The 24146-nt window shown below is 61.9% G+C and carries 17 protein-coding genes and 4 tRNA genes; 15 read left to right on the forward strand and 6 right to left on the reverse strand.

The genetic code is table 11. From position 1 onward, the window contains the following. Nucleotides 1-18: 18 nt before the first annotated feature. Complete coding sequence (locus tag GJ695_RS00375; RefSeq protein WP_154361652.1) at nt 19-1260, forward strand: TIGR03862 family flavoprotein; 1242 nt, start codon at nt 19-21, stop codon at nt 1258-1260. On the opposite strand, the gene GJ695_RS00380 is transcribed toward GJ695_RS00375, so the two are convergent. The 4 genes from GJ695_RS00380 to hpnD form a co-directional block, all read right to left on the reverse strand. Continuing rightward, entirely contained in the window at nt 1247-2041 is a 795-nt protein-coding gene (locus tag GJ695_RS00380; protein WP_229260256.1) for a head GIN domain-containing protein, read from the reverse strand. The genes GJ695_RS00375 and GJ695_RS00380 overlap by 14 nt on opposite strands. Before the next feature lie 19 nt (nt 2042-2060). Then, nucleotides 2061-2855, reverse strand: a complete 795-nt coding sequence (locus GJ695_RS00385; protein WP_154361654.1) for a DUF1700 domain-containing protein — start codon at nt 2853-2855, stop codon at nt 2061-2063. A gap of 138 nt (nt 2856-2993) precedes the next feature. Continuing rightward, nucleotides 2994-4421 (reverse strand): hydroxysqualene dehydroxylase HpnE, encoded by a 1428-nt coding sequence (gene hpnE, locus GJ695_RS00390; RefSeq protein ID WP_371866462.1) that lies wholly within the window; start codon nt 4419-4421, stop codon nt 2994-2996. Next, nucleotides 4414-5247, reverse strand: coding sequence for a presqualene diphosphate synthase HpnD (gene hpnD / locus GJ695_RS00395; protein WP_154361655.1), 834 nt, complete (start codon nt 5245-5247; stop codon nt 4414-4416). The genes hpnE and hpnD overlap by 8 nt, the downstream gene beginning before the upstream one ends. 202 nt (nt 5248-5449) lie before the next feature. Here hpnD and GJ695_RS00400 point away from each other — a divergent pair, with 202 nt between their 5' ends. After that, a complete protein-coding gene (locus GJ695_RS00400; protein WP_154361656.1) occupies nt 5450-5776 on the forward strand; it encodes a hypothetical protein in 327 nt (108 codons plus the stop codon). Nucleotides 5777-6000: 224 nt separating this feature from the next. On the opposite strand, the gene hpnC is transcribed toward GJ695_RS00400, so the two are convergent. After that, nucleotides 6001-6843 carry a squalene synthase HpnC gene (hpnC, locus tag GJ695_RS00405; protein WP_154361657.1) on the reverse strand — a complete coding sequence of 281 codons (843 nt, stop codon included), beginning with the start codon at nt 6841-6843 and terminating at the stop codon, nt 6001-6003. Nucleotides 6844-7030: 187 nt separating this feature from the next. Between hpnC and GJ695_RS00410 the strand changes: the two genes are divergently transcribed. The 13 genes from GJ695_RS00410 to yddG all read left to right on the forward strand — a co-directional run bounded on the left by GJ695_RS00410 (nt 7031) and on the right by yddG (nt 21471). Next, nucleotides 7031-8101 (forward strand): efflux RND transporter periplasmic adaptor subunit, encoded by a 1071-nt coding sequence (locus GJ695_RS00410; protein ID WP_154361906.1) that lies wholly within the window; start codon nt 7031-7033, stop codon nt 8099-8101. Beyond that, nucleotides 8098-11199: an efflux RND transporter permease subunit gene (locus GJ695_RS00415; protein ID WP_154361658.1), complete on the forward strand. Its 3102-nt coding sequence runs from the start codon at nt 8098-8100 to the stop codon at nt 11197-11199. Before GJ695_RS00410 ends, GJ695_RS00415 begins: the two co-directional genes overlap by 4 nt. A 160-nt stretch (nt 11200-11359) precedes the next feature. Beyond that, nucleotides 11360-11446: transfer RNA gene (locus GJ695_RS00420), tRNA-Leu, on the forward strand. A gap of 32 nt (nt 11447-11478) precedes the next feature. After that, nucleotides 11479-12819 (forward strand): trigger factor, encoded by a 1341-nt coding sequence (gene tig, locus GJ695_RS00425; RefSeq protein ID WP_154361659.1) that lies wholly within the window; start codon nt 11479-11481, stop codon nt 12817-12819. 78 nt (nt 12820-12897) lie between these two features. After that, nucleotides 12898-13515: an ATP-dependent Clp endopeptidase proteolytic subunit ClpP gene (clpP, locus tag GJ695_RS00430; protein WP_371866049.1), complete on the forward strand. Its 618-nt coding sequence runs from the start codon at nt 12898-12900 to the stop codon at nt 13513-13515. A 160-nt stretch (nt 13516-13675) separates the two neighbouring features. Then, nucleotides 13676-14944, forward strand: coding sequence for an ATP-dependent Clp protease ATP-binding subunit ClpX (gene clpX, locus GJ695_RS00435; protein ID WP_154357726.1), 1269 nt, complete (start codon nt 13676-13678; stop codon nt 14942-14944). Nucleotides 14945-15220: 276 nt separating this feature from the next. Continuing rightward, the gene (gene lon / locus GJ695_RS00440; RefSeq protein WP_154357727.1) at nt 15221-17632 is read left to right on the forward strand and encodes an endopeptidase La; all 2412 of its coding nucleotides are present in this window, start codon (nt 15221-15223) and stop codon (nt 17630-17632) included. A 183-nt stretch (nt 17633-17815) separates the two neighbouring features. Continuing rightward, on the forward strand, nt 17816-18088 hold the full coding sequence (hbs, locus tag GJ695_RS00445; protein ID WP_154357728.1) for a non-specific DNA-binding protein Hbs: 273 nt from the start codon (nt 17816-17818) through the stop codon (nt 18086-18088). Between the two features lie 50 nt (nt 18089-18138). After that, nucleotides 18139-18214 (forward strand) — tRNA-Val (locus tag GJ695_RS00450). Between the two features lie 68 nt (nt 18215-18282). Then, a tRNA-Asp gene (locus GJ695_RS00455) sits at nt 18283-18359 on the forward strand. A gap of 27 nt (nt 18360-18386) precedes the next feature. Next, nucleotides 18387-18463, forward strand: a tRNA-Asp gene (locus GJ695_RS00460). A 171-nt stretch (nt 18464-18634) separates the two neighbouring features. After that, entirely contained in the window at nt 18635-20548 is a 1914-nt protein-coding gene (locus GJ695_RS00465; RefSeq protein ID WP_154361660.1) for a SurA N-terminal domain-containing protein, read from the forward strand. A 35-nt stretch (nt 20549-20583) separates the two neighbouring features. Continuing rightward, nucleotides 20584-21471, forward strand: a complete 888-nt coding sequence (gene yddG, locus GJ695_RS00470) for an aromatic amino acid DMT transporter YddG (protein ID WP_154361661.1) — start codon at nt 20584-20586, stop codon at nt 21469-21471. Here yddG and GJ695_RS00475 read toward each other — a convergent pair. Beyond that, nucleotides 21468-23936, reverse strand: a complete 2469-nt coding sequence (locus tag GJ695_RS00475; RefSeq protein WP_229260258.1) for a TonB-dependent receptor plug domain-containing protein — start codon at nt 23934-23936, stop codon at nt 21468-21470. The genes yddG and GJ695_RS00475 overlap by 4 nt on opposite strands. Between the last annotated feature and the right edge of the window lie 210 nt (nt 23937-24146).

The following is a 24146-nucleotide window of genomic DNA, read 5'->3' on the forward strand; positions in this document are numbered from 1 at the left end:
TTTTATTGGACCGAATGCATGCAGTCTAGTTTGACACCTTTTCGCGTCGCCGTCATCGGCGGCGGTCCCGCCGGACTGATGGCAGCGCAGACGCTGGCGCAGGGCGGGGCGCAGGTGGACGTCTATGATGCCATGGCCTCGGTGGGCCGCAAGTTTTTGCTGGCCGGGCGCAGTGGCATGAACATCACGCATGCCGAGGCTTATCCCGATTTCGTCACCCGCTACGGCGCCAGCGCACAGCCGCTCAAGCCCATGCTGGACGCCTTCGGCCCGCAGGCGGTGCGCGACTTTGTGCACGGCCTGGGCCTGGAGACCTTTGTCGGCACCTCGGGCCGCGTGTTCCCGACCGATATGAAGGCGGCGCTGCTGCTGCGCGCCTGGGTGCACCGCCTGCGCGAAAGCGGCGTGCAGTTCCACATGCGCCACCGCTGGCAGGGCTGGCGCGACGATGCGCTGCTGTTCGCAACGCCGGACGGCGAACTGGCCGTGCGCGCCGACGCGGTGATCCTGGCCCTGGGCGGTGGCAGCTGGGCGCGGCTTGGTTCGGATGGCGCCTGGCTGCCGCTGCTGGCGGCGCGCGGCGTCGAGGTGGCGCCGCTGGCGCCGGCCAATTGCGGCTTCGATGTGGACTGGAGCGCGTTTTTCAGCAGCCGCCATGCCGGCGAGCCGTTGATGACGGTGGTGGTGATCGCGCGCGATGCGCAGGGCGTTGAAATGCGCAAGCAGGGGCAGTTCGTGGTGACGCAGGGCGGTGTGGAGGGCAGCCTGATTTACGCCTTGTCCGCGCCGCTGCGCGACCAGATCGCGGCCGAGGGCCACACCACCATCTGGCTGGACCTGATGCCCGACTGGAGCGAACAGCGGGTGCTGGACGAAGTGTCGCGGCCGCGCGGCGCGCGCTCCATGGCCAGCCACCTGCAGAGCCGCCTTGGGATCAAGGGGGTGAAGGCCGGGCTGCTGCGCGAGTGCCTGGGCAAGGAGCAGTACAGCGATGAGGGGCAACTGGCGGCGGCGATCAAGCGGCTGCCGGTGCGCCTGGTGCGTCCGCGCCCGATCGATGAGGCGATCAGCAGCGCCGGCGGCGTGCGCTGGGAAGCGTTACAGGGAACCATGCTGAAGGCGGCGCCGGGCGTGTTCGTCGCCGGCGAGATGATCGACTGGGAGGCGCCGACCGGCGGCTATCTGCTCACCGGCTGCTTCGCCGGCGGCGTGGCGGCGGCGCGCGACGCGCTGGCGTGGCGCCAGCTCACTCCCAGCTGACGTCGCCCGATCCGGTGCGGCTGACGTTGCGCTGGTCAGGATTGCCGAGCACGCGGATATCGCCGCTGCCGCGCAGCGTCAGGTCGGCCGACTGCTTGGCGAAAACGTGGCTGGTGCCCGAGCCTTTCAGGTTCACCGTCACTTTTTCAGCCGCCAGGTGGCGCGCATCGAGGTCGCCGGAGCCGGTCAGCTCCGCGTTCAGCACCTTGCAACTGCCGGACGCGGTGATCTGGCCCGAACCGACCATCTCCAGTTCCACGTTCTCCGTGCTGCCGGCGTTCAGATTCAGATTGCCGCTGCCGTGGGCGCCGGCGGTCAGCGAGCGATAGCGGCCGCTGAAGGTCACATTGCCCGAACCATGCAACTGCAGTTCCAGTTGTTCGCCATTGAAGCCGGACACCTTGGTGTCGCCGCTGCTGCTCACCACCAGTTCCTCCAGCGACGGCAGCACCAGTTCCACTTGCAGGCGGTGGCGCGGATTGAGCAGCATGCCCTTGGTGCCGATGTGCAGTTCGCGGCCATCCTGCACCGTCTCGATATTCGCCAGCGAACGCTGTTCGCCGCGCACCCGCAGCGAGGCGGCCGGCCCCTGCATCAGGATCAGGTCGATCGGACCGCTCAGTTCCACCGAGGTGGCCATGGCGTCGATCTTGCGGGCCTCGCTGCCCAGCGAGCGGCCGGCGGTGCTGCTGGGACTGCTGCTGCCGTAGGCTTTCAGCATGCTGTAGCTGACGCCGATCAGCACAAAGGCCAGTACCAGCAGGCCGGCTCCGATTTTCATTAAAGCGCGCATATTGTCCTCATCGTCCGCGCAGCAGCGAGACATTCATCGCCGCATAGCGTTTCAGGCCTATCACGGTGTAACGGGTCAGCACCACGCTGATCAGGCACAGGCCGATGCCGCCGAGGATCAGTCCCAGGCCGATCAGGGACTGGGTGGTGCGGGCGCCGCTGTCGAAATCGGTGGTGATGTGGACGTCGCCGGCGGCGACCGATTCGGCGCGGTTCAGCAAACGGCCGCTGCGGCTCAGATTCTCGCTGTCGGCCGACGGGCTGTCCGGGTCTTCCTTGCCGACTTCGACGCCCATGTTGTTGATCGAGACGCGCCAGCCCTGGGTGTCTTCTTCCTCGGCCTGGGTGTCGAAGTGGGAATTGGTGAATTCCATGATCTGGCGCAGCGGGCCTTCGAGCGCCAGTTCGTTCTGGCCCGACAGGCCGCTGGCGGTCAGCGCCACGCCGCCGATGTAAAAGGCAAACGCCGAAATGTAGATCGCGCCCAGCAGGCTGGCGTAGACCATGGCCGGAATCACCATGAACAGGTTGAAGATGGCCAGGCCGATGAAGGACACCATGGCCCGCGCCAGGTTGAACGGCGTTTTCTTTTGCTCGAAGGCGCTCATGTGGGCGTTGGCGCGCAGGGTCATGGCGATCTTGCGCGGTTCGTCCAGCTCCTGGTACACCTCGGCCTCGCTCCGGCCGGCCACCAGGCCGTCGATGAAGCGCTGCTCGTAGTAGGCCAGGGTCTTGGCCACCGTTTCCGGCGGCAGACCCTGCATGGCCTTGGTGAGCGCGTCGAGGTAGTCCTGCTTGGTCATGATGTCAGCTTCCCAATGTTTCTCTAAGTTCATCGCAATATAAGGCTTTGCCGATGATGCGACTGTACGCAGCCGCCCGTCCAGATGCCAGCGGCATGTGACAGGCTGCATAAATGACCGACAGGCGACCGAAAAGGGCTACTGGGCGGCGCTCCTCTTCAGCAGGGCGGCGGCGGCGACGCCGCTGCGGACCGCCGATTCCAGCGTGGCCGGATAGTCGCCGGCCGTGTAATCGCCGGCCAGCACCAGGCCGGGCAGGCCGCTGTCGTTGGACGGCCGCTGCAGGCCGGGCGTGCTGGCGTAGGTGGCGCGCTTTTCGGTGATGACCTTGAACCAGTCCGGCCGGCCCAGCTCCGGGCGCTGGAAATCCACCGCCAGCTGCACCGCCACGGCCTCGGCCAGCAGTTCCTGCGGCTGGTCGGCCGACTGGGCGGAGGCGCTGATGACCACCGCCAGCAGGCCGGGCTGGCTGGCGTCCAGCTGGCCGCGGTCGAACACGAACTGGCCGTAGTGGTGGTTGTACGGATCGTCCAGCAGCGCGTAGAACGGCAGGTCGAGTTTGACCGAGGCGGCGTATTGCAGGTAGACGGTGGTGATGGCTTCCGGCTCGAAGGCGGTCAGCTGGCTGCACAGGGCGGCGGTGTCGCATTCGGAAATATCGTGCAGCAGGGCGGCGGCCTGGCTGGCGCCGGTGGCCAGCACCACGCCGCTGAAATAGGTGCTCCAGGTGCCGCCGACCGCCGAACCGCTGATGTCCAGTTGCCACAGGCGCCCTTCGATCGAGTGGATGGCCTGCACCTTGGCGCCGCTGCGGACGTTGCCGCCGTGCGCCTCGACGTAAGCGCTGGCGGCTTCCGGGAACAGCGCGCTGAGGTCGGCGCGCGGCAGCAGCATGTCGGAGGCGCGGCGCCTGGCGCCCAGGCTGTCGCGCAGCACATTGAGGAATACTTGGGCCGAGGCCCGTTCCGGCGGCGTGTTCAGCGCGGCCAGGCACAGCGGGCGCCACATCAGCTGGATCAGGCGCGGCGTCTGGTCGAAGCGGGCCAGCAGTTCGCTGACGCTGCAATCCTGGTGCAGTTGCCAGCCCATCCAGCGGGCGGTGGTCGAGAAGCGGGCCAGGCTGAGTTTGTCTTCACGCGTCAGGCCCCGGGCGCGGAACAGGGCTGTTGCCAGGTGCAGCGGCGCCGGCAGCGGCAGCGACGGCGCCGCGAAGTCCATGCCGCCGGTGTTGGGCGGGTAGCGCATTTGCAGCGGCAGCGTCAGCAGCGCCTGCTCGCGGTCGATGCCGGCCAGCTTCATCAGGCGCAGCGATTCGCTGTAGGCGCCAAGCAGGATGTGCTGGCCGTTGTCGAGGTGGGCGCGGTCGGTTTCCACGCGGCGCGCGCGGCCGCCCAGGGTGCGCGCGGCTTCCAGCAGCGTGACCCTGTAGCCGGCCTGGGCCAGTTCGACCGCCGCCGCGCAGCCGGCCCAGCCGGCGCCGATCACCGCCACCGAACGGTAGGTCAGGCCGCGCTCCGCGTTGCCGCGTTTGTCGGCCGGCGTGCCGGCGATCTCCGGATCAGCCACGAATATAAGTCTTCCAGGCCAGCCACAGCTTGCGCAGCGGCGTCAGGGAAATGCGGTGTTGCAGCACGTGGTAGCCGTCGGCTTCCACCTCGGTCAGCAGGGTGCGGTAGATGGCCGACATCATCAGGCCGGGACGCTGGGCGCGGCGGTCTTCCTTCGGCAGCAGCGCGAAGGCTTCGTCGTAGACGGTCTGGGCGCGGGCGATCTGGAACGCCATCAGCTTTTCGAACTTGTCGGTGTGCTTGGCGTTGAGGATCTCGGCGGCGGTGACGTTGAACTGTTGCAACTCGTTGATCGGCAGGTAGATGCGGCCTTTGCGCGCGTCTTCGCCGACGTCGCGGATGATGTTGGTCAGCTGGAAGGCCAGGCCCAGTTTCTCGGCGAATTGCAGCGTTTGCGGATTGGTCACGCCGAAGATGCTGGCCGACAGGATGCCGACCACGCTGGCCACATGCCAGCAGTATTTATTCAGCGCAGGATAGTCGAGGTAGCGGGTCTGGTTCAGGTCCATTTCCATGCCGTCGATGATGGCCTGGAAATGTTCTTCCTTCAGATCGTAGGCTTGCAGGTGCGGTTGCAGCGCCTGCGTGACCGGGTGGGTCTGGCCGCCGGCGTACATCTTGCTTATCTCCGTGCGCCACCAGGCCAGCTTGATGCGGGCGATCGATTCGTCCGTGCATTCATCCACGGTGTCGTCCACTTCGCGGCAAAACGCGTACAGGGCGGTAATGGCACGGCGACGCTCCGGCGGCAGGAACAAAAAGCTGTAGTAAAAACTGGAGCCGCTTTGGGCGGTCTTTTGCTGGCAGTAGTCGTCGGGAGACATGAATAAAAAGCAATAGGCTATTCGAAGCCGCTATTCTATAGGAAGGGGGAACGTAGTGGTCTGCTACTTGAGGCGTTTTGCGGATACAATATGTTACCTTTGTCGGAGTTGCTTACGTATGAATCTTCAGATTGTCATAGCCTTGCTTGTTATTCCAGTGTTTGCTGGATGTCAGGGCTCGTCTGCGGAGGATACGTCGCCGATGAAAACGGCCACGTATTACACGCAGAATTTACAGGAAGCGCATGAGGTGGCGGGCCGCTGCAAGCTGCTGGATGCGCACAAACAACACACCCTCAGCGCGGGGGATTACCAGGAATGGCAGATTTCCAATGAGGGTGTGAATTGCCAGACGGCCTTGTCGGTGTCGGAGGCGGCGTCGATGCGCGAGCTGGTGCTGAAGCAGTCCAAGCCCTCAACGCCGGTCGCCTTGCCCAAAGTCTCGGCCCCGCCGTCATCCGCCGCGCCCTCCGTGCGCGAGCGCAGCGACCAGAAACTCAGCGCCTCCCGGACTCTCGCTCCTGTTTGATGGAGTCAAGCAAGGCTTGCGTCTCACCTAATTTCTTGTCCATGTCGACAGATTTCTGATCGCTGGCCTCCGTCTGTCGCTTGAGTTCAGTTTGACATCGCTGCGCGCCTCGTTGGCGACAAGCATCGCGTCAACTTCCTCTCTGGCCATGTCTGCCATGGTCGCCGCTCCGGCTACTGGTTTCCCAGTATAGGCTTGCGGGTGGTGGCGTCAATTGAGGCGACTCAAGCGGTGCGGAGTTCGGCTTTCAGGCGCTTTTTCATGCGGACGGCGGCCCAGAAGATGCCAACCCAGTCGCGGCGGGTCAGCTGCGGACGGTGCAGGAAGACGTCGTATTCGGCCGCTTCGATGGCGTCGAGGATGCGCAGGCCGCCCTGGACCACCATGCGCAGCTCAAAGCCGATCCGGCCCGGCAGGCGCAAGGCCAGCGGCGCGCCGCTCAGCATCAGTTTGCGCGCGCGGTCGACCTCAAACCGCATCAGCGAACGCCAGCGCGGACGCGCGCTCGCGTGATCCAGCGCCGCCGGCGAGATCGCATAGCGGTTCAGATCCTCCAGCGGGATATAAATACGCTCCTTGTGCAGATCCACCGCCACATCCTGCAGGAAGTTAATTAGCTGCAGCGCCGTGCAGATGGCGTCCGAATCGCGCACATTTTCCTCGTCGGCCGCGCCATACAGGTGCAACATCATGAAGCCGACCGGATTGGCCGAGCGGGCGCAATAGTCCAGCAGCGCGTCATAGGTGGCGTAGCGCGTCACCATCACATCCTGCTTAAAGGCCGACAACAGCTCGTACAGCGGCTTGAGCGGCATATCGTATTCCCGTACCACCTGCGCCAGTCGCTCGAACATCGGCTGGTGATCGGTCGCGCCGGCTTCGATGCGGGCCAGTGCCGCCTCGTAGGCGTTCAGCGCGGCCAGACGTTCTTCCGGCGCGGCATCTCCCTCATCGGCCAGATCGTCGGCGCTGCGGGCGAAGGCATAGATGGCTTCCACCGCCGGGCGCAAGCGCTTGGGCAGCAAAATCGAAGCGACAGGGAAGTTTTCGTAGTGATCGACCGGCATAGAACAGGGCAAGCGGCAGGTGCCGGGGTGAGGTTTCCAGCGCGTAATGGTAGTGCCATCATGAAATAAGAGCAAGGTCAAAATTAATGACGCGCCAGTCATTTGCAAACCAAGTTATTCGGCTTATAATTTATAAATAACCTGTCAGTCATTAAAAAAGGAAGCCGCTGTGTCCACTCTCAAGAATATGCTGGTCGCCGCCTCGGCGCTGGCCCTGCTTGGCGCTTGCTCCAAACCGGAAGAGAAAACCGAGGATATCCGTCCCGTGCGCGCCATTCAGCTGGTCGGCAGCGATGTTGACGTGAATGCCGAGTTTTCCGGCGAAGTGCGGGCGCGCGTCGAATCGCGCCTCGGCTTCCGCGTCGGCGGCAAGATCGTCAGCCGCAAGGTCGACGTCGGCACGCTGGTCAGGAAAGGCCAGGTGCTGATGCAGCTCGATCCGCAGGACTTGCAATTGTCGCAAGCCCAGGCGCTGGCAAACCTGCGCGCCGCCGAAACCAACCGCGACCTGGCCAAGGCCGATCTGAAGCGCTACCAGGAACTGGTCAGCAAGAGCTTCGTCAGCCAGTCGGTGCTGGACGCCAAGGATTCCACCTTCAAGGCTGCGCAGGCCAGTGTCGACGCCGCGCAGGCGGGGTATCGCGGCCAGTCCAACCAGGCCGGCTACGCCGCGCTGGTGGCGGACGTGGACGGCGTGGTGACCGAAGTGGACGCCGAAATCGGCCAGGTGGTGACCGCCGGCACGCCGGTGGTGCACGTCGCCAAGTCCGGCGAGAAGGAAATTGTCATCGGCCTGCCGGAAGACAAGGTCGAGACGCTGCGCCGTGTGCAGGACGTGCAGGTGCGCCTGTGGGCCGATCCGAAGAACACGGTGGCGGGCAAGATCCGCGAAATTTCGCCGGTGGCCGACCCGTCCACCCGTACCTACACCGTCAAGGTATCGATTCCGGATTCGTGGGCCGAAGCCAAGCTGGGCATGACCGCGCTGGTGCAGTTCGCGTCGAAAACGCCGGTGCCGCAGATCAAGGTGCCTTTGACCGCGCTGTTCTATGAAAAATCCGCCACCTCGGTGTGGGTGGTGGAGCAGGGCGCCGTCAAGCTGGTGCCGGTGACCATCGGCGGCGTGGCCGGCAACGACATCGTGCTGGCAGGCGGCGTCAAGCAGGGCCAGACCGTGGTGACGGCCGGCGTCAACCTGCTGAAACCGGGCCAGAAGGTCAAGATCCTGGGTGATGACTTGCCGAAGGCCGCCAAATGAAGGAAGGATTCAACCTCTCACGCTGGGCGCTGGAACACATTCCACTGACCCGCTACCTGATCGCGGTGCTGCTGATTGGCGGCGCACTCAGCTATTCCAACCTGGGCCAGGATGAAGATCCGCCATTCACCTTCCGCGCGATGGTGGTGCGGGCCAACTGGCCGGGCGCGACCTCGCTGCAAATGGCCGAGCAGGTCACCGACAAGCTGGAGAAAAAGCTCCAGGAAACGCCGGGCATCGACGAGATTTCCAGCTATTCCAAGCCGGGCGAAACCACCATCATCCTCAAGCTGCGCGAATCGACGCCGCCCAAGGACGTGTCGCAAGCCTGGTATCAGGTGCGCAAGAAAATCAGCGATATCCAGCTGACGCTGCCTTCCGGCGTGCAGGGGCCGTTCTTCAACGATGAGTTCGGCGATACCTATGGTTCCATCTTCGCGCTGTCCGGCGACGGCTTTACCTATGCCGAGATGAAGGATTACGCCGATTTCGTGCGCCAGCAACTGCTGGGCGTGCCGCTGGTGTCCAAGGTCGAACTGTTCGGCGTACAGGATGAGAAAATCAATATCGAGTTCTCGCACCAGAAATTCGCCCAGCTGGGCATTCCGTTCGAGGCCATCGTCAACCAGATCGCTACCCAGAACACGGTGGAAGCCACCGGCGTGCTGGTGACGCCGAGCGACAACCTGCAGGTGCGCGTCACCGGCGCGCTGAAGACGGTCAAGGATCTGGAAGACCTGGAGCTGCGCGCCAACGGCACCACCTTCCGCCTGGGCGATTTCGCCACCATCAAGCGCCAGTATCAAGATCCTCCGGGCAACAAGATGCGCTTCAACGGCAAGGAAGTGATCGGCCTGGGCGTATCGATGGAGAAGGGCGGCAACATCATCATGCTTGGCAAGCACATGGAGAAAACCGTGTCCGAGCTGAAGGCCAAGCTGCCGGTCGGTATCGAGCTGGAGCGCGTGTCGGACCAGCCGGAGGCGGTCAAGGATTCGGTGGGCGAGTTCGTGCACACGCTGATCGAGGCGGTGCTGATTGTACTGGCGGTGAGCTTTGTCGCGCTGGGCCTGCACAGCAAGCCCAAGCTGCGCCTGGACGTGCGTCCGGGCCTGGTGGTGGCGCTGAGTATTCCGCTGGTGCTGTCGGTCACCTTCCTGTTCATGCGCGTGCTGGAAATCGACCTGCACAAGATCTCGCTGGGGGCGCTGATCATCGCGCTCGGCCTGCTGGTGGATGACGCCATCATCGCCGTCGAAATGATGGTGCGCAAAATGGAGGAGGGCATGTCGCGCTTTGACGCCGCCACCTTCGCCTACAAATCCACCGCGATCCCGATGCTGACCGGTACGCTGATCACGGTGGCGGGCTTCCTGCCGATCGGCCTGGCCAAGTCGGCGGCGGGCGAGTACACCTTCTCGCTGTTCTCGGTCAACGCCCTGGCCCTGGTGATTTCGTGGGTGGTGGCGGTGACGTTCACGCCTTACCTCGGCTACGTGCTGCTGAAGGTCAAGCCGCATGCCGATGGTGGCAGCGAGCACGACCTGTTCGATACGCCGGGCTTCCGCAAATTCCGGGCGCTGGTCAACTGGTGCGTCGAGTACCGCTGGATCACGATCGGCGCCACGCTGGCCGTGTTTGCGCTGGGCGTGTACGGCTTCAAGTTCATCGAGAAGCAGTTCTTCCCGGATTCCAGCCGTCCCGAACTGATGGTCGAGATGTGGACGCCGGAAGGCACGACCTTTGTCGCCAACGAAGCGCAGGTGAAGAAGTTCGAAGCCTTCATCCGCAAGCAGGAAGGCGTAATTAGCGTCACCAGCTACGTCGGCACCGGTTCGCCGCGTTTCTACCTGCCGCTCGACCAGATTTTCCCGCAGACCAACGTGTCGCAGATCGTCGTGCTGCCGAAGGACCTGAAGGCGCGCGCCGCCTTGCGCGACAAGATCGTCGACGTCTTCAAGCATGACTTCCCGGAAGTGCGCGGCCGCGTCAAGCTGCTGCCGAACGGGCCGCCGGTGCCGTATCCGGTGCAGTTCCGCGTGACCGGCACCGAGGTCGACAAGGTGCGCGCCATCGCCGACCAGGTGAAAGACATCATGCGCGCCAATCCGAACACCATCGGCGTCAACGACAACTGGAATGAGTCGGTCAAGGTGCTACGCCTGGACCTGGACCAAGACAAGATGCGCGCGCTGGGCGTGACTTCGCAAACGGTGATGCGCGCCGCCAACACCATCCTGTCCGGCACCACCATCGGCCAGTTCCGCGAAGGCATCAAGCTGATCGACATCCAGATCCGCCAGCCGGTCGAAGAACGGGCGACGATTTCGGTGCTGAACGATACCAATATCCCGACCGCCAGCGGCAAGTCGGTGCCGATCAGCCAGCTGGCCCGCGCGCACTTCGTGTGGGAGCCGGGCGTGGTGTGGCGGGAAGGGCGCGACTGGGCCATCACCGTGCAGTCGGACGTCGGCGACCATATCCAGGGGCCGACGGTGTCGGGCCAGATCGAGCCGAAGCTGAAGGCGCTGCGCGACGCGCTGCCGGCCGGCTATGCGATCACGGTCAAGGGCGCGGCCTCGGACAGCGGCGCGGCGGAAGCGTCGATCGCGGCCAATCTGCCGCTGGCGATCTTCCTGATCTTCACGCTGCTGATGCTGCAGTTGCACAGCTTCTCCCGCGCGCTGCTGGTGTTCCTGACCGGCCCGCTGGGCGTGGCAGGGGCGGCGATGGCGCTGCTGTTGCTGGGCCGGCCGCTGGGCTTCGTGGCCAACCTCGGCATCATCGCGCTGTTCGGCATGATCATCCGTAACTCGGTGATCCTGGTCGACCAGATCGAGCAGGACATCAAGGCCGGTCACGATCCGTGGACCGCGATTGTGGAATCGGCGGTGCGCCGTTGCCGTCCGATTATCCTGACGGCCGCCGCGGCGGCGCTGGCGATGATTCCTCTTTCGCGCTCGGTATTCTGGGGACCGATGGCGGTGGCGATTATGGGCGGGCTTATTTTGGCCACGGCGCTGACTTTATTGTTCCTGCCGGCGTTGTATGCGGCCTGGTTTAGAGTGAAAAAGCCGCTAAAACAGGCAAATAATTAGAAATTTGCGCGGAATGTTGGCGACATACTAAAAAACGCCACCATTCCGCGAAAAACCCGTTAAAATACCGCGTTGAAGTTGAAAGCTCCTGCATCAAAGAGCGGGAATAGGGCGACCGTTTTCACTTACGGGTCGCCCTTTGCTTTTGTGCACACATGCCGCGAGGATGGCGAAATTGGTAGACGCACCAGGTTTAGGTCCTGACGCCAGCAATGGTGTGGGGGTTCGAGTCCCCCTCCTCGCACCAACTGTACTTTTTATTTTTTGGACGATTTTTACATGGCAACTGCAGTCGAAACCTTGGGCAAACTCGAACGTCGTATCACGATCTCCTTCCCGCTGACCGAAGTCCGCGCTGAAGTTGAGAAGCGCCTGAAAGTGCAAGCCAAAACGGCTAAGGCACCAGGCTTCCGTCCGGGCAAAGTTCCTCTGAAAATGGTCGCAGCACAATACGGTTATCAGATCGAGACCGAAGTGCTGAATGATAAAGTTGGCCGCGCTTTCAACGACGCCGCAAACGAAGCCCAGCTGCGCGTCGCTGGCTTCCCGAACATCGAGCCTAAGCAAGAATCGCCAGCCGGCGTTCTGAGCTTCGACGCGACCTTCGAAATCTACCCGGAAGTCGTCATCGGCGACCTGACCACCGTGGAAATCGAAACCGTCAAAGCCGACGTCAGCGATGCTGAAATCGACAAGACCATCGAAATCCTGCGCAAACAGCGCGTGCACTTCCACACCAAGGGCGAAGCCGGTGAACACGGCGACGGCGGCGAAGCTGTTGCCGCCAACGGCGACCGCGTGACCGTCGACTTCGTCGGCTCGATCGACGGCGTTGAGTTCCCAGGCGGCAAAGCTGAAGACTACCCGTTCGTGCTGGGCGAAGGCCGCATGCTGCCGGAATTCGAAGCCGCCACCGTCGGCCTGAAAGTCGGCGAAGCCAAGACCTTCCCACTGGCATTCCCAGAGGACTACCATGGTAAAGACGTGGCCGGCAAAACCGCCTCGTTCACCATCACCCTGAAAAAACTGGAATGGGCGCACCTGCCGGAAGTCGACGGCGAATTCGCCAAGTCGCTGGGCGTGGCCGACGGCGACGTTGCCAAAATGCGCGACGACATCAAAGTCAACCTGGAGCGTGAAGTGGCTGGCCGCGTGAAAGCACGCAACAAGGAAGCCGTGATGGACGCGCTGGTGAAAACCGCGACCCTGGACGTGCCACAATCGCTGATCGCTCAGGACACCGAGCGTCTGGCCGAAATGACCCGCCAGGACATGGCGCAGCGCGGCATGAACGTCAAGGACGTGCCATTCCCGCCAGAACTGTTCGCGGAAAAAGCCGAGCGTCGTGTACGCCTGGGCCTGATCCTGTCGCAACTGGTCGGCGAAAACAACCTGCAAGCCCAGCCTGAACAGGTGAAAGCGCAGATCGAAGACTTCGCACAGAGCTACGAAGACCCACGCGAAGTGCTGAAGTACTACTACAGCGATCGTCGTCGTCTGGCCGAAGTCGAAGCCCTTGTATTGGAAGAAAACGTCGTCAACTACGTCCTGGGCCTGTCGAAGACGTCGTCCAAGGCAATCGCCTTTGACGAACTGATGGGAAGCAACGCACAAGCGTAATTCAGTTTGGGCCGGATGATGTATTATTTGATACACCCGGCCTTTATAGCTGCTTCACAAGGAAATGGAATGACTGGTATGAACCGAAATCCGGCGCTGGACACCGAAATGCTCGGCCTGGTGCCGATGGTGGTGGAACAAAGCGGTCGCGGCGAGCGCTCTTACGACATCTACTCGCGTCTGCTGAAGGAACGTATTATCTTCATGGTCGGTCCGGTCAACGACCAGATGGCCAATCTGGTGGTCGCCCAGCTGCTGTTCCTGGAAAGCGAAAATCCAGACAAGGACATCTCGCTGTATATCAACTCTCCTGGCGGTTCGGTCTCGGCCGGCCTGGCGATCTACGACACGATGCAGTTCATCAAGCCAGACGTGTCGACACTGTGCACCGGCATCGCCGCCTCGATGGGCGCGTTCCTGCTGGCCGCCGGCGCCAAGGGCAAGCGTTTCTCGCTGCCGAACTCGCGCATCATGATTCACCAGCCGTCGGGCGGTTCGCAGGGCATGGCTTCGGATATCGAAATCCAGGCCAAGGAAATCCTGTACCTGCGCCACCGTCTGAACTCGATCATGGCTGAACGCAGTGGCCAGACCGTCGAGCAGATCGCCAAAGACACCGATCGTGATCGCTTCATGTCGGCGGAAGAAGCGGTAGAGTACGGTCTGATCGACAAAATGTTGACCAACCGGGCTTAATGCTTCCCCCGCAGCATTGCTAAAAAGACGCCCGGACGATTAATCGTTCGGGCGTTTCGTTTTTATTTCGGGTAGCATGTGGTGTAGGCGGATTTTTTCCAGTCTTCAAACTTGCTAACCGGCAATGGCCACGCCATTCTGTAACCAAAGAAAACTGCCCATGTCAGACAAAAAATCCTCCAGCGGCGAAAAACTTCTGTATTGCTCGTTCTGCGGCAAAAGCCAGCACGAGGTGAAGAAGCTCATCGCCGGCCCGTCGGTATTCATCTGCGATGAGTGCATCGACCTGTGCAATGACATCATCCGCGACGAGACCTCGGCCATCGAGTCGGTCTCGGGCGCCAAGTCGGACCTGCCGACCCCGCACGAAATCAAGGACCTGCTGGATCAGTACGTGATCGGCCAGCAGACCGCCAAGCGCATCCTGTCGGTGGCGGTGTACAACCACTACAAGCGCCTCAAGCACCTGGGCAAGAAAGACGACGTCGAGCTGGCCAAGTCGAACATCCTGCTGGTCGGTCCGACCGGCTCGGGCAAGACGCTGCTGGCGCAGACCCTGGCGCGCATGCTGAACGTGCCGTTCGTCATCGCCGACGCCACCACGCTGACCGAAGCCGGCTATGTGGGCGAGGACGTCGAGAATATCATCCAAAAACTGTTGCAAAGCTGCAACTACGACGTGGACAAGGCGCAACGCGGCATCGTCTACATCGATGAGATCGACAAGATCTCGCGCAAGTCGGACAACCCGTCGATCACCCGCGACGTGTCGGGCGAGGGCGTGCAGCAGGCGCTGCTGAAGCTGATCGAGGGCACCATGGCCTCGGTGCCGCCACAAGGCGGCCGCAAGCACCCGAACCAGGACTTCGTGCAGATCGACACCACCAACATCATGTTCATCTGCGGCGGCGCGTTTGACGGCCTGGCCAAGGTGATCGAGAACCGTTCGGAGAAATCCGGCATCGGTTTCGGCGCCTCGGTGAAGAGCAAGTCCGAGCGCAACGTCAGCGAAGTGCTGCTGGAAGCGGAACCGGAAGACCTGATCAAGTTCGGCCTGATCCCTGAACTGGTGGGCCGTCTGCCGGTGGTGGCGACGCTCAACGAGCTGACCGAAGAGGCGCTGATCCAGATCCTGGTCGAGCCGAAAAACGCGCTGATCAAGCAGTATTCGAAGCTGCTGGAAATGGAAGGCGCGGAACTGGAAATCCGCCCGGCCGGCCTGCACGCGATCGCCAAGAAAGCGCTGGCGCGCAAAACCGGCGCCCGCGGCCTGCGTTCGATCCTGGAACACGCGCTGCTCGATACCATGTATGAGCTGCCAAATGAAACCAACGTTACTAAAGTGGTGATCGACGAGAATACCATTACCAGTGGCGCAAAACCTTTGTTGATTTATCAGGAGCAGGCCAAGGCTTCTGGTGAGAATTAAATAACTTGTGCACACTTGCCCCGCTCGACAGCAAAATTCATTTCGCATCCGTGGGGCAAGGCGGTACAATAAAAATCAATAAAAGAATGCAGGCTTCATTCGGAAAGCCACTCGTGACGGCCTGTCGCGCGTGGCTTTTTTATTTGGCATTCTTTTAGAGCGACTTGGCATAATTGGAAAACATTCTTTTATATGAGGAATATTTCTTGCAGGTCGGTCTTGTGATTTGGCATAACAGCGCCCACATCATAATCACGCTTTCACATAAGGTACGCCATGACAACTTCCAAATTAACTGAGCAAACTCAACTGCCGTTATTGCCACTGCGGGACGTCGTCGTATTTCCGCATATGGTGATACCGCTGTTCGTAGGGCGCCCAAAATCGATCAAGGCGCTGGAAGCCGCTATGGAGCAGGGCAAGAGCATCATGCTTGCCGCGCAAAAAGCCGCTGCCAAGGACGAACCTTCTGCCTCCGATATCTACGAAATCGGCTGCGTGGCCAATATTCTGCAAATGCTGAAATTGCCGGACGGCACCGTCAAGGTGCTGGTCGAAGGCGCTCAGCGTGCGCGCATCAATAAAATCACCGACGCGCCGACGCACTTCGTCGCCGATCTGACGCCGCTCGACTCCGAGCTGGGCGACGATTCGGAAATCGAAGCCATGCGCCGCGCCATCGTTCAGCAGTTCGACCAGTACGTCAAACTGAACAAGAAAATTCCGCCTGAGATCCTGGCATCGCTGTCGGGCATCGACGACGCCGGCCGCCTGGCCGACACCGTCGCCGCGCACTTGCCGCTGAAGCTGGAACAGAAACAGGTGATCCTGGAGATCTTCAGCGTCGCCAAGCGCCTGGAGCATCTGTTGGGCCAGCTGGAAGGCGAACTGGACATCCTGCAGGTCGAGAAGCGTATCCGTGGCCGCGTCAAGCGCCAGATGGAGAAGTCGCAGCGCGAGTACTACTTGAACGAACAGGTCAAGGCGATCCAGAAGGAACTGGGCGAGGGCGAAGACGGCGCCGACCTGGACGAGCTGGAGAAGAAGGTCGCCCTGGCCAAGATGCCGAAAGAGGCGCTGGACAAGGCCACCGCCGAGCTGAAAAAGCTGAAGCTGATGTCGCCGATGTCGGCCGAAGCCACCGTGGTGCGCAACTACATCGACACCCTGGTCAGCCTGCCGTGGAAGAAAAAATCCAAGGTCAACAACGATCTGACCAACGCTGAAAAAGTGCTGGAAGGCGATCACTACGGCCTGGAAAAAGTCAAAGAACGCATCCTGGAATATCTTGCAGTCCAACAGCGCGTCGACAAGCTGAAAGCGCCGATCCTGTGCTTCGTCGGTCCTCCAGGCGTGGGTAAAACCTCGCTGGGCCAGTCGATCGCCCGCGCCACGAACCGCAAGTTCGTGCGCATGGCGCTCGGCGGTGTGCGCGACGAGGCCGAGATCCGTGGTCACCGTCGTACCTACATCGGCTCGATGCCGGGCAAGGTGCTGCAATCGCTGGCGAAGGTCGGCGTGCGCAACCCGCTGTTCCTGCTGGACGAGATCGACAAGATGGGCGCGGACTTCCGCGGCGATCCATCGTCGGCGCTGCTGGAGGTACTGGATCCTGAACAGAACCACACCTTCTCGGACCACTACATCGAGGTCGATTTCGACCTGTCGGATGTGATGTTCGTGGCGACCTCGAACTCGTACAACATTCCGCCGGCGCTGCTGGACCGTATGGAAGTGATCCGCCTGTCGGGCTACACCGAGGACGAGAAAACCAGCATCGCCCAGCGTTATCTGCTGCCGAAACAGGTCAAGAACAATGGCCTGAAAGAGGACGAGATCTCGATCAGCGAAGCGACGGTACGCGACATCGTGCGCTACTACACCCGTGAAGCCGGTGTGCGTTCGCTGGAGCGCGAAGTGTCGAAGATCTGCCGCAAGGTGGTCAAGATGCTGCTGCTGAAGAAGTCGGACAAGAAAGTGACGATCACGCCGAAAAACCTGGACAAGTTCCTGGGCGTGCGCCGCTACGACTTCGGCGTGGCCGAGAAGGAAAACCAGATCGGCCAGGTGGTCGGCCTGGCATGGACCGAGGTGGGCGGCGACCTGCTGACCATCGAAGCCGTGCAGATGCCGGGCAAGGGCGGTGTGATCCGCACCGGCACCCTGGGCGACGTGATGAAAGAGTCGATCGAAGCAGCCCGCACCGTGGTGCGCAGCCGCGCCAATCGTCTCGGCATCAAGAACGAAGTGTTTGAGAAGTCGGACATCCACATCCACGTGCCGGAAGGCGCGACGCCGAAGGACGGTCCGTCCGCCGGCGCCGCCATGACGGTGGCGATGGTGTCGGTCTTCACCGGGATTCCGGTGCGCGCCGACGTGGCGATGACCGGCGAGATCACGCTGCGCGGCGAGGTATTGCCGATCGGCGGCTTGAAGGAAAAACTGCTGGCGGCCCAGCGCGGTGGCATCAAGACCGTGCTGATCCCGGAGCAGAACGTCAAGGATCTGGCCGACATTCCGGACAATGTCAAAAACAAGCTGGAGATCGTGCCGGTGCGTTGGATCGACAAAGTGCTGGAAATCGCCCTGGAACGCCAGCCGGAACCGCTGGTGGAAACCGCGCCGGTGGAAGCCGTCGCGGCGGCCGCCGCCAAGCCGGATGGCCAGACCGAGGTGGTAAAACACTAACGTTGTAGCTGTAATATCAATAAAACAGGCGCTTATATAGCGCCTGTTTTATTATTTTTACTTATTTTTCTATTGTGCAGCCTTGACACACGGGTGGGCTGGCTTGTTTAATACGGCCTGAAATTTTCGCGTTGCCGCATTTTAAGGCGGCAACAGATATAACCTATGTGACGGGGAATTGCTTTGAATAAGACTGAATTGATCGACCATATCGCTACCACCGCTGATATTTCGAAAGCGGCTGCTGCTCGCGCACTGGACGCAGTGATTGACGGTGTTACCACCACCCTGCAAAAGAACGACAGCGTGACCCTGGTTGGCTTTGGTACCTTCTCCGTGAGCGAACGCGCTGCCCGCACCGGCCGCAATCCGCGCACCAAAGAAGAGATCACCATCGACGCAGCTAAAGTTCCTAAATTTAAAGCTGGTAAAGCTTTGAAAGATGCTGTAAACTAACGGACTTCGGTGAGCAGCACAGGCTGTAAAGCTGTTCACCACAGGCAAGCGGGCGGTTAGCTCAGTTGGTAGAGCGGAGCCCTTACAAGGCTTAGGTCGGGAGTTCGAGCCTCTCACCGCCCACCAGATGTTTGAAAAAACAAGTTTGCCAAAACGTAAGTTTTAAAGTAGTATGTAGCACCTTGTAGTTTGCTGGAGCGGTAGTTCAGTTGGTTAGAATACCGGCCTGTCACGCCGGGGGTCGCGGGTTCGAGTCCCGTCCGCTCCGCCAGCAAATACAAATCGAGTAGTACCCAAAGGAGCGGTAGTTCAGTTGGTTAGAATACCGGCCTGTCACGCCGGGGGTCGCGGGTTCGAGTCCCGTCCGCTCCGCCAAGAACAAGATACCCCGCAGCTTATATGAGCTGCGGGGTTTTTCTTTTTCGGGCCTATAATTCAACATTGAATATCCGATATATTCCTTGTAAAATCCAGCAACCGGAATTGGCGAACGCGAGTTCGCCTTTTTTGTATGTGCAAGTCCCACTCAATCCGAATTGGCAGACCATGTTTGAATTTATTCGTACCCATCAACGTTTGATGCAAATCTTCCTGGCGATCATCATCGTGCCATCGTTTGCATTTGTCGGCATCGGCAGTTACAAAAGCTTTGGCGACGACGCCAGCACCATCGCCAAGATCGATGGCAAGCCTTTGAGCCAGCAGGAGTTCGACAACGCCGTGCGCAATCAGCTGGATACCTACCGCCAGCGCCTTGGCGCGCAGTTCGACCAGAAAATGTTCGACACGCCGGAGTTCAAGCAGAACATCCTTGACCAGTTGATCGCGCAACGCGCCATCGCCGCTGAAGTCATCCATAACAACCTGAGCGTGTCCGACGCGCAGCTGCAAAAAGCCATCATGGACATGTTCGGCGGCCCTGGCTCGTTCGACAAGGAACGCTACATCGCCATCCTGACCGCGCAAGGCATTCGTCCGGAAGACAACGACGCCCGCATGCGCCGCGACATGGCGCTGCAGCAGCTGGCCGCGTCGATCGAAGGCACCGGCTTCGCGCCGCGCACCGTCGCCAAGACCGTGTCCGACATCGCCGCGCAAGAGCGCGAAGTGCAGGAACTGCTGCTGCCGGTGGCCGACTTCGTGCCGCAGGTCAAAGTGACCGACGAGATGGTCAAGGCCTTCTACGACAAGAACAGCAAGTTCTTCGAAGTGCCTGAACAGGCAAAGATCGAATACGTGGTGCTGAACAACGACGCCGTGATGAGCCAGGTCAGCGTGACCGACACCGAAGTGTCGGACTACTATGCCAAGAATTCGGCCCAGTTCACCACGCCGGAAACCCGCCGCGCCAGCCACATCCTGATCGCCGTGAAGAAGGGCGCCAGCGCCGCCGACACCACCGCCGCCAAGGCCAAGGCCGAAGCCATCGTGGCCGAACTGCGCAAGACCCCTGGCGACTTCGCCAAAGTGGCCAAAGCCAAATCGGAAGATCCAGGTTCGGCCGAGCAGGGCGGCGATCTGGGCGTGATCGAAAAAGGCGTGATGGTTGCGCCGGTCGAAGCGGCCATCGGCAAGCTGAAGCAGGGCGAGATCAGCGACGTGGTGCAGTCGGAATTCGGTTTCCACGTGCTGACCGTGACCGAGCTGAAACCAGCCGTGGTCAAACCGCTGGAACTGGTAAAAGCCGACATCACCGATCTGCTGAAGAAACAGAAAGCCGCGAAGAAGTATTCGGAAATGGCTGAAGCCTTCACCAACACCGTCTACGAGCAAGCCGACAGCCTGAAACCGGTTGCCGACAAGCTGGGCCTGAAGATCGAAACCGCCGCCAACGTCTCGCGCACCGCATCGCCGGCCGCCGGCGCCGCCGCGTTCAACAACGCCAAGTTCCTGAGCGCGCTGTTCTCCAACGATTCGTTGAGCAGCAAGCGCAATACCGAAGCGGTGGAAACGGCGCCGAACACCCTGGTGTCGGGCCGTATCGTCGAGTTCAAGCCTGCCAGTAAGCGTCCACTGGCCGAAGTCGATGCGCAGATCCGTCAGCGCGTGACCATGGAAGAAGCCGCCAAGCTGGCCGCCAAAACCGGCGAAGAGAAACTGGCTGCCTTCAAGAAGTCCGGCGATGCGACCGGTTTCGGCGCCGCCAAACTGGTGTCGCGCGCCAAGCCTGAAGGCATCAACGGCCTGGCCATGCAGTCGATCATGAAGGCCGACACCACCAAGCTGCCAGCCTACGTTGGCGTCGATGTGCCAGGCATGGGCTACGGCGTGTACCGCATCGGCAAGGTGCAGCAGCCTGCCGCCGCCGATGAGGCGCAGCGCAAGTCGGAAGCCGAACAGATCGGCAACATGCTGGCGCAGCAGGAGATGGCGCAGTACATCGAGCTGCTGAAGCAAAAGGCCAAGGTCAAAATCCTCAAGCCGGTTGCGACGACAACCACCGTGACTGAAGTGAAGTAATCCAGCAAGGGCCGCATTAGCGGCCCTTTTTACATATGACGCAAACCAGGGGAACCCTGCTCGGCCTCGCGGCCATTTTGTTGTGGAGCACCGCGCCGTCGCTGCTACGCTTGTTCAGCGAGCGCGCCGGCGCGGTGGCCGGGGCGGCGATGATCTACACGCTGGCCTCGCTGATGCTGGTGCTGCTGCGTGGCTGGACACCGCTGCGGCGGTATCCGCGCCGCTACCTGCTGATCGGCGGCGCGCTGTTCGCCGGCTACGAAGTGGCGCTGGCCCTGGCGCTGGGTTTCGCGCAGGACCGCACCCAGGCGATCGAAGTCGGCCTGATCAACTATTTGTGGCCTTGCCTGACCGTCGCGCTGATGGTGCTGGGCGGGCGCCAGCGCGCCAACCTGTGGCTGGCGCCGGGCCTGCTGCTGTCGCTGCTCGGCGTGGCGTGGATACTGGGCGGCGGCGAAGGCTGGTCGGCGGCGCACCTCGCGGCCAATGCGGCCCACAATCCCCTGAGTTACGGACTGGCCCTCGCCGGCGCGGTGCTGTGGGCGGTCTACTGCACCGCAGCCAAGCCGCTGGCGCAGGGCACGGATGCCATCGTGCCGTTCTTTGTGCTGACCAGTGTGGTGTTGTGGCTGAAGCTCGCGCTGGGCGGCGCGGCGCTGCCTGCGTTGGGGGGCGGCGGCACGGTCCTGGCGCTGCTGTGCGCGGCGGCGGTGATGGCGCTGGGCTATGCCAGCTGGAATCGCGCGCTGGCGCATGGCAATCTGGCGCTGCTGGCTGCGGTGTCGTACGCGGCGCCGGTGCTGTCGTCAGCATTCAGCGCCGCCATTCTGCGTACCGCCTTGCCGGCCAGTTTCTGGCAAGGCGCGGCGATGGTGACGGCGGGCTCCCTGTGCTGCTGGTGGGCCACCCGCCGGACTGCTTAGTACGAGTAGTTCAAACGCGCGTAGTAGTAGCCGCCGTTGATGCCGATCGGCGAGAACGACGGATACTGCGTCACCGCCGCCGTGTTCAGCGCAGCACGCGCCGCCGCGATGTAGGCCTGGTTCACCTTGTCCGGATACTTGTTGAACAGGTTGTTGGCGCCGACCGATGCGGTCAATGCCTTGGTCAGGCGGTACGATACTTCCAGGTCGGTGGTCGCCAGCGTCTTGATCTTGGTCTCGTAGTAGGTCACGTTGTCCAGCGAGTTATAGTTGGACGACGGGCCGTAGATCGATTCCCGCAGATTGACGCTCCAGTCGCCTTTCTTCCACAACGCACCCAGGTTGACGCGCACCTTCGGCGACGACTTCTCCAGCGAGGCGATCGCGGCCTGGTCCAGCAGCTTCTGCGGCAGCAGTTGCGACGGCGCCTGGTTGACCTTGGTCACCTCCACCTTGTTGTAGTTGGCGGCGGCCGACCAGTCGACCTTGCCGGCGTCGCCAAAGCTGCTGCCATACGAGAACACCGCTTCGATGCCCTGGTCCTTGGTGTTGGCGGCGTTGGAGAAGATGCTGATGCCGGTTTTGGTGACGGTCGGGTCCAGGATATTGCCGTTGGCCTTGATGGCGGCCACCACCGCCGGCGCATTCACCGCATTGCCCGAACCGAACACCGTGCCGCTGCCGATAATGCGGTCGTGGATGTTGATGCTGTAGGCGTCCACCGTCAGCGTGGCTTTCGGAATCGGATGCAGCACGAAGCCGACGCTGTAGTTCTGCGACTTCTCCGGCTTCAGGCCGTTGATGCCGACCAGCGCCGCCGCCGGCGAGTTAGGCGCCAGCTGCACCGACGCCTGGGTCGGCGACACGTTGGTGGCCGAGTAGTACTGCTCGGCCATGGTCGGCGCGCGGAAGCCGTTGCTGACCGTGCCGCGCAGCGCGAATTCCGGCGTGAAGTCGTAGCGGCCGGTGACCTTGCCCACGCGTGCGCTGCCGAAGTCGCTGTAGTTCTCGTAGCGCGCGGCCACGTCCAGCTTCAGGTTGGCGATCGGCGAGCCGGCCAGGTCGATGTACACCGATTTGTTGTTGCGGTTATGGCTGCCGGCGTCGGTCAGCGAGAAACCCGGATACGATTGCGAGCCTTCCTTGTAGCGCGACGCGGCGTCGCCGGCGCCGATTTCATAGGTGTCGCGGCGATATTCCAGGCCGGCGGCCACCGACAGCGGCGTGGCCCAGCCAACCGCGTATTCATTGCTGATGTCCAGCGAGGTGGTCCATTGGCTGGCGGTGAAGGCGCCGGCGTGGAAATTGGTCGGCGTCGAACCGGTGTCGTTGTATAGCGCGATGTTGGCCGAGTTGACCACGCCGATGTCGGCCTTGTCCTGGCCGTAGGTGGAACTCAAGTCCCAGTTCCAGCCGGCCGCCGTGCCGCGCGCGCCGCCGGTGAACGCATAGTCCTTCTCGTCCATCGCTTCCAGCGGGTTGAAGCCGTTCGGATAGATCTTCGGCAGGCGGTTCGGCAGGCGGTAGTTTTCATATGACTGCGCGGTCTTCTTGCCGTAGGTGGCGAGGCTGTACAGCTCGACGCCGCCAAGGTCGATGCCGGCGTTCAGCGACAGCAGCGAGATGTGGTAGGCGGCGTCGCCGGAGATCTTGTTGGCATACGGGTAGCCGTCGGCCTTGGTCAGGGTCGGCATGGACGCCATGTTGGCGGCGCTGACCACGCGCGGATCGATGTCCGAGCGGTCGCTGTGGCCGTGGTATTTGTGTTCGCCGGTGATGTTGATGTAGCTGTTGGCGCTAGGCTCGAAGCCCTGGTTGAACGAAACGTCGCCGGTCTTGCCGCCTTGGTCGATATAAGCGCCGCCGGTGGTGGTGAGCGAACCGCCCGAGCTGTCTTTCTTGAGGATGATGTTGATCACGCCGGCGATCGCGTCGGTGCCGTACTGGGCGGCGGCGCCGTCCTGCAGCACCTCGATGTGGTCGATGGCGGCGACCGGGATGAAGTTCAGGTCGGTCGCGGCGCCACCCTGGAACGGACCTGACAGCACGGCCAGGTTGGCGGTGGTGTGGCGGCGCTTGCCGTTGACCAGCACCAGCGTGTCATTCGGGCTGAGGCCGCGCAGGCGGGCCGACAGCGTCAGGTTGGCGGTGTCGCCGCCGAAGGCCTGGGCGGTGAAGGAGGGCAGATTCTGCGCCAGCGCCTGGATCAGGTCGGGCTGGCCGGTACGCTCCAGCGAACCGGAGTCAAGCACCTGGATCGGCGAGGCGCTGTCGACAGCTTTGAGGCCACTGCGGCGGGTGCCGGTGACGATGACGGCTTCCACGTTGTCGGTCACGACCGGTGCGGCGGGCGTGGCGACGGCGGTGTCATCGGCCGCGAAGGCGGCGGAGGCTGCCGCAGCTTGCATGGCCAGCAGAACGGCTTGGGTCAACAGACGGCGCTTGATGTGCTTGGGGTGCTTCATTGATACCGCTCCTTCAAGGTTTGAGAAATGAAACTAAAGCAATTTCTCTTAACTCTTCGCAAAAGGCATGCCATGGATTTCATGGTGAAAGCCATGTAAATACTTTTGCGGCAAGGAGGGAGGACGGCGCCGCTGATTACCTGGGGAGGCTACGTAGAACCCCTAAGCAGCACTACGGACGGCGCTTTGTAACAAAGTGTTTACGGGCCT

Origin of the sequence: Duganella alba (assembly GCF_009674495.1) — a bacterium.
GTDB classification, from domain to species: Bacteria; Pseudomonadota; Gammaproteobacteria; order Burkholderiales; family Burkholderiaceae_D; genus Rugamonas; species Rugamonas alba.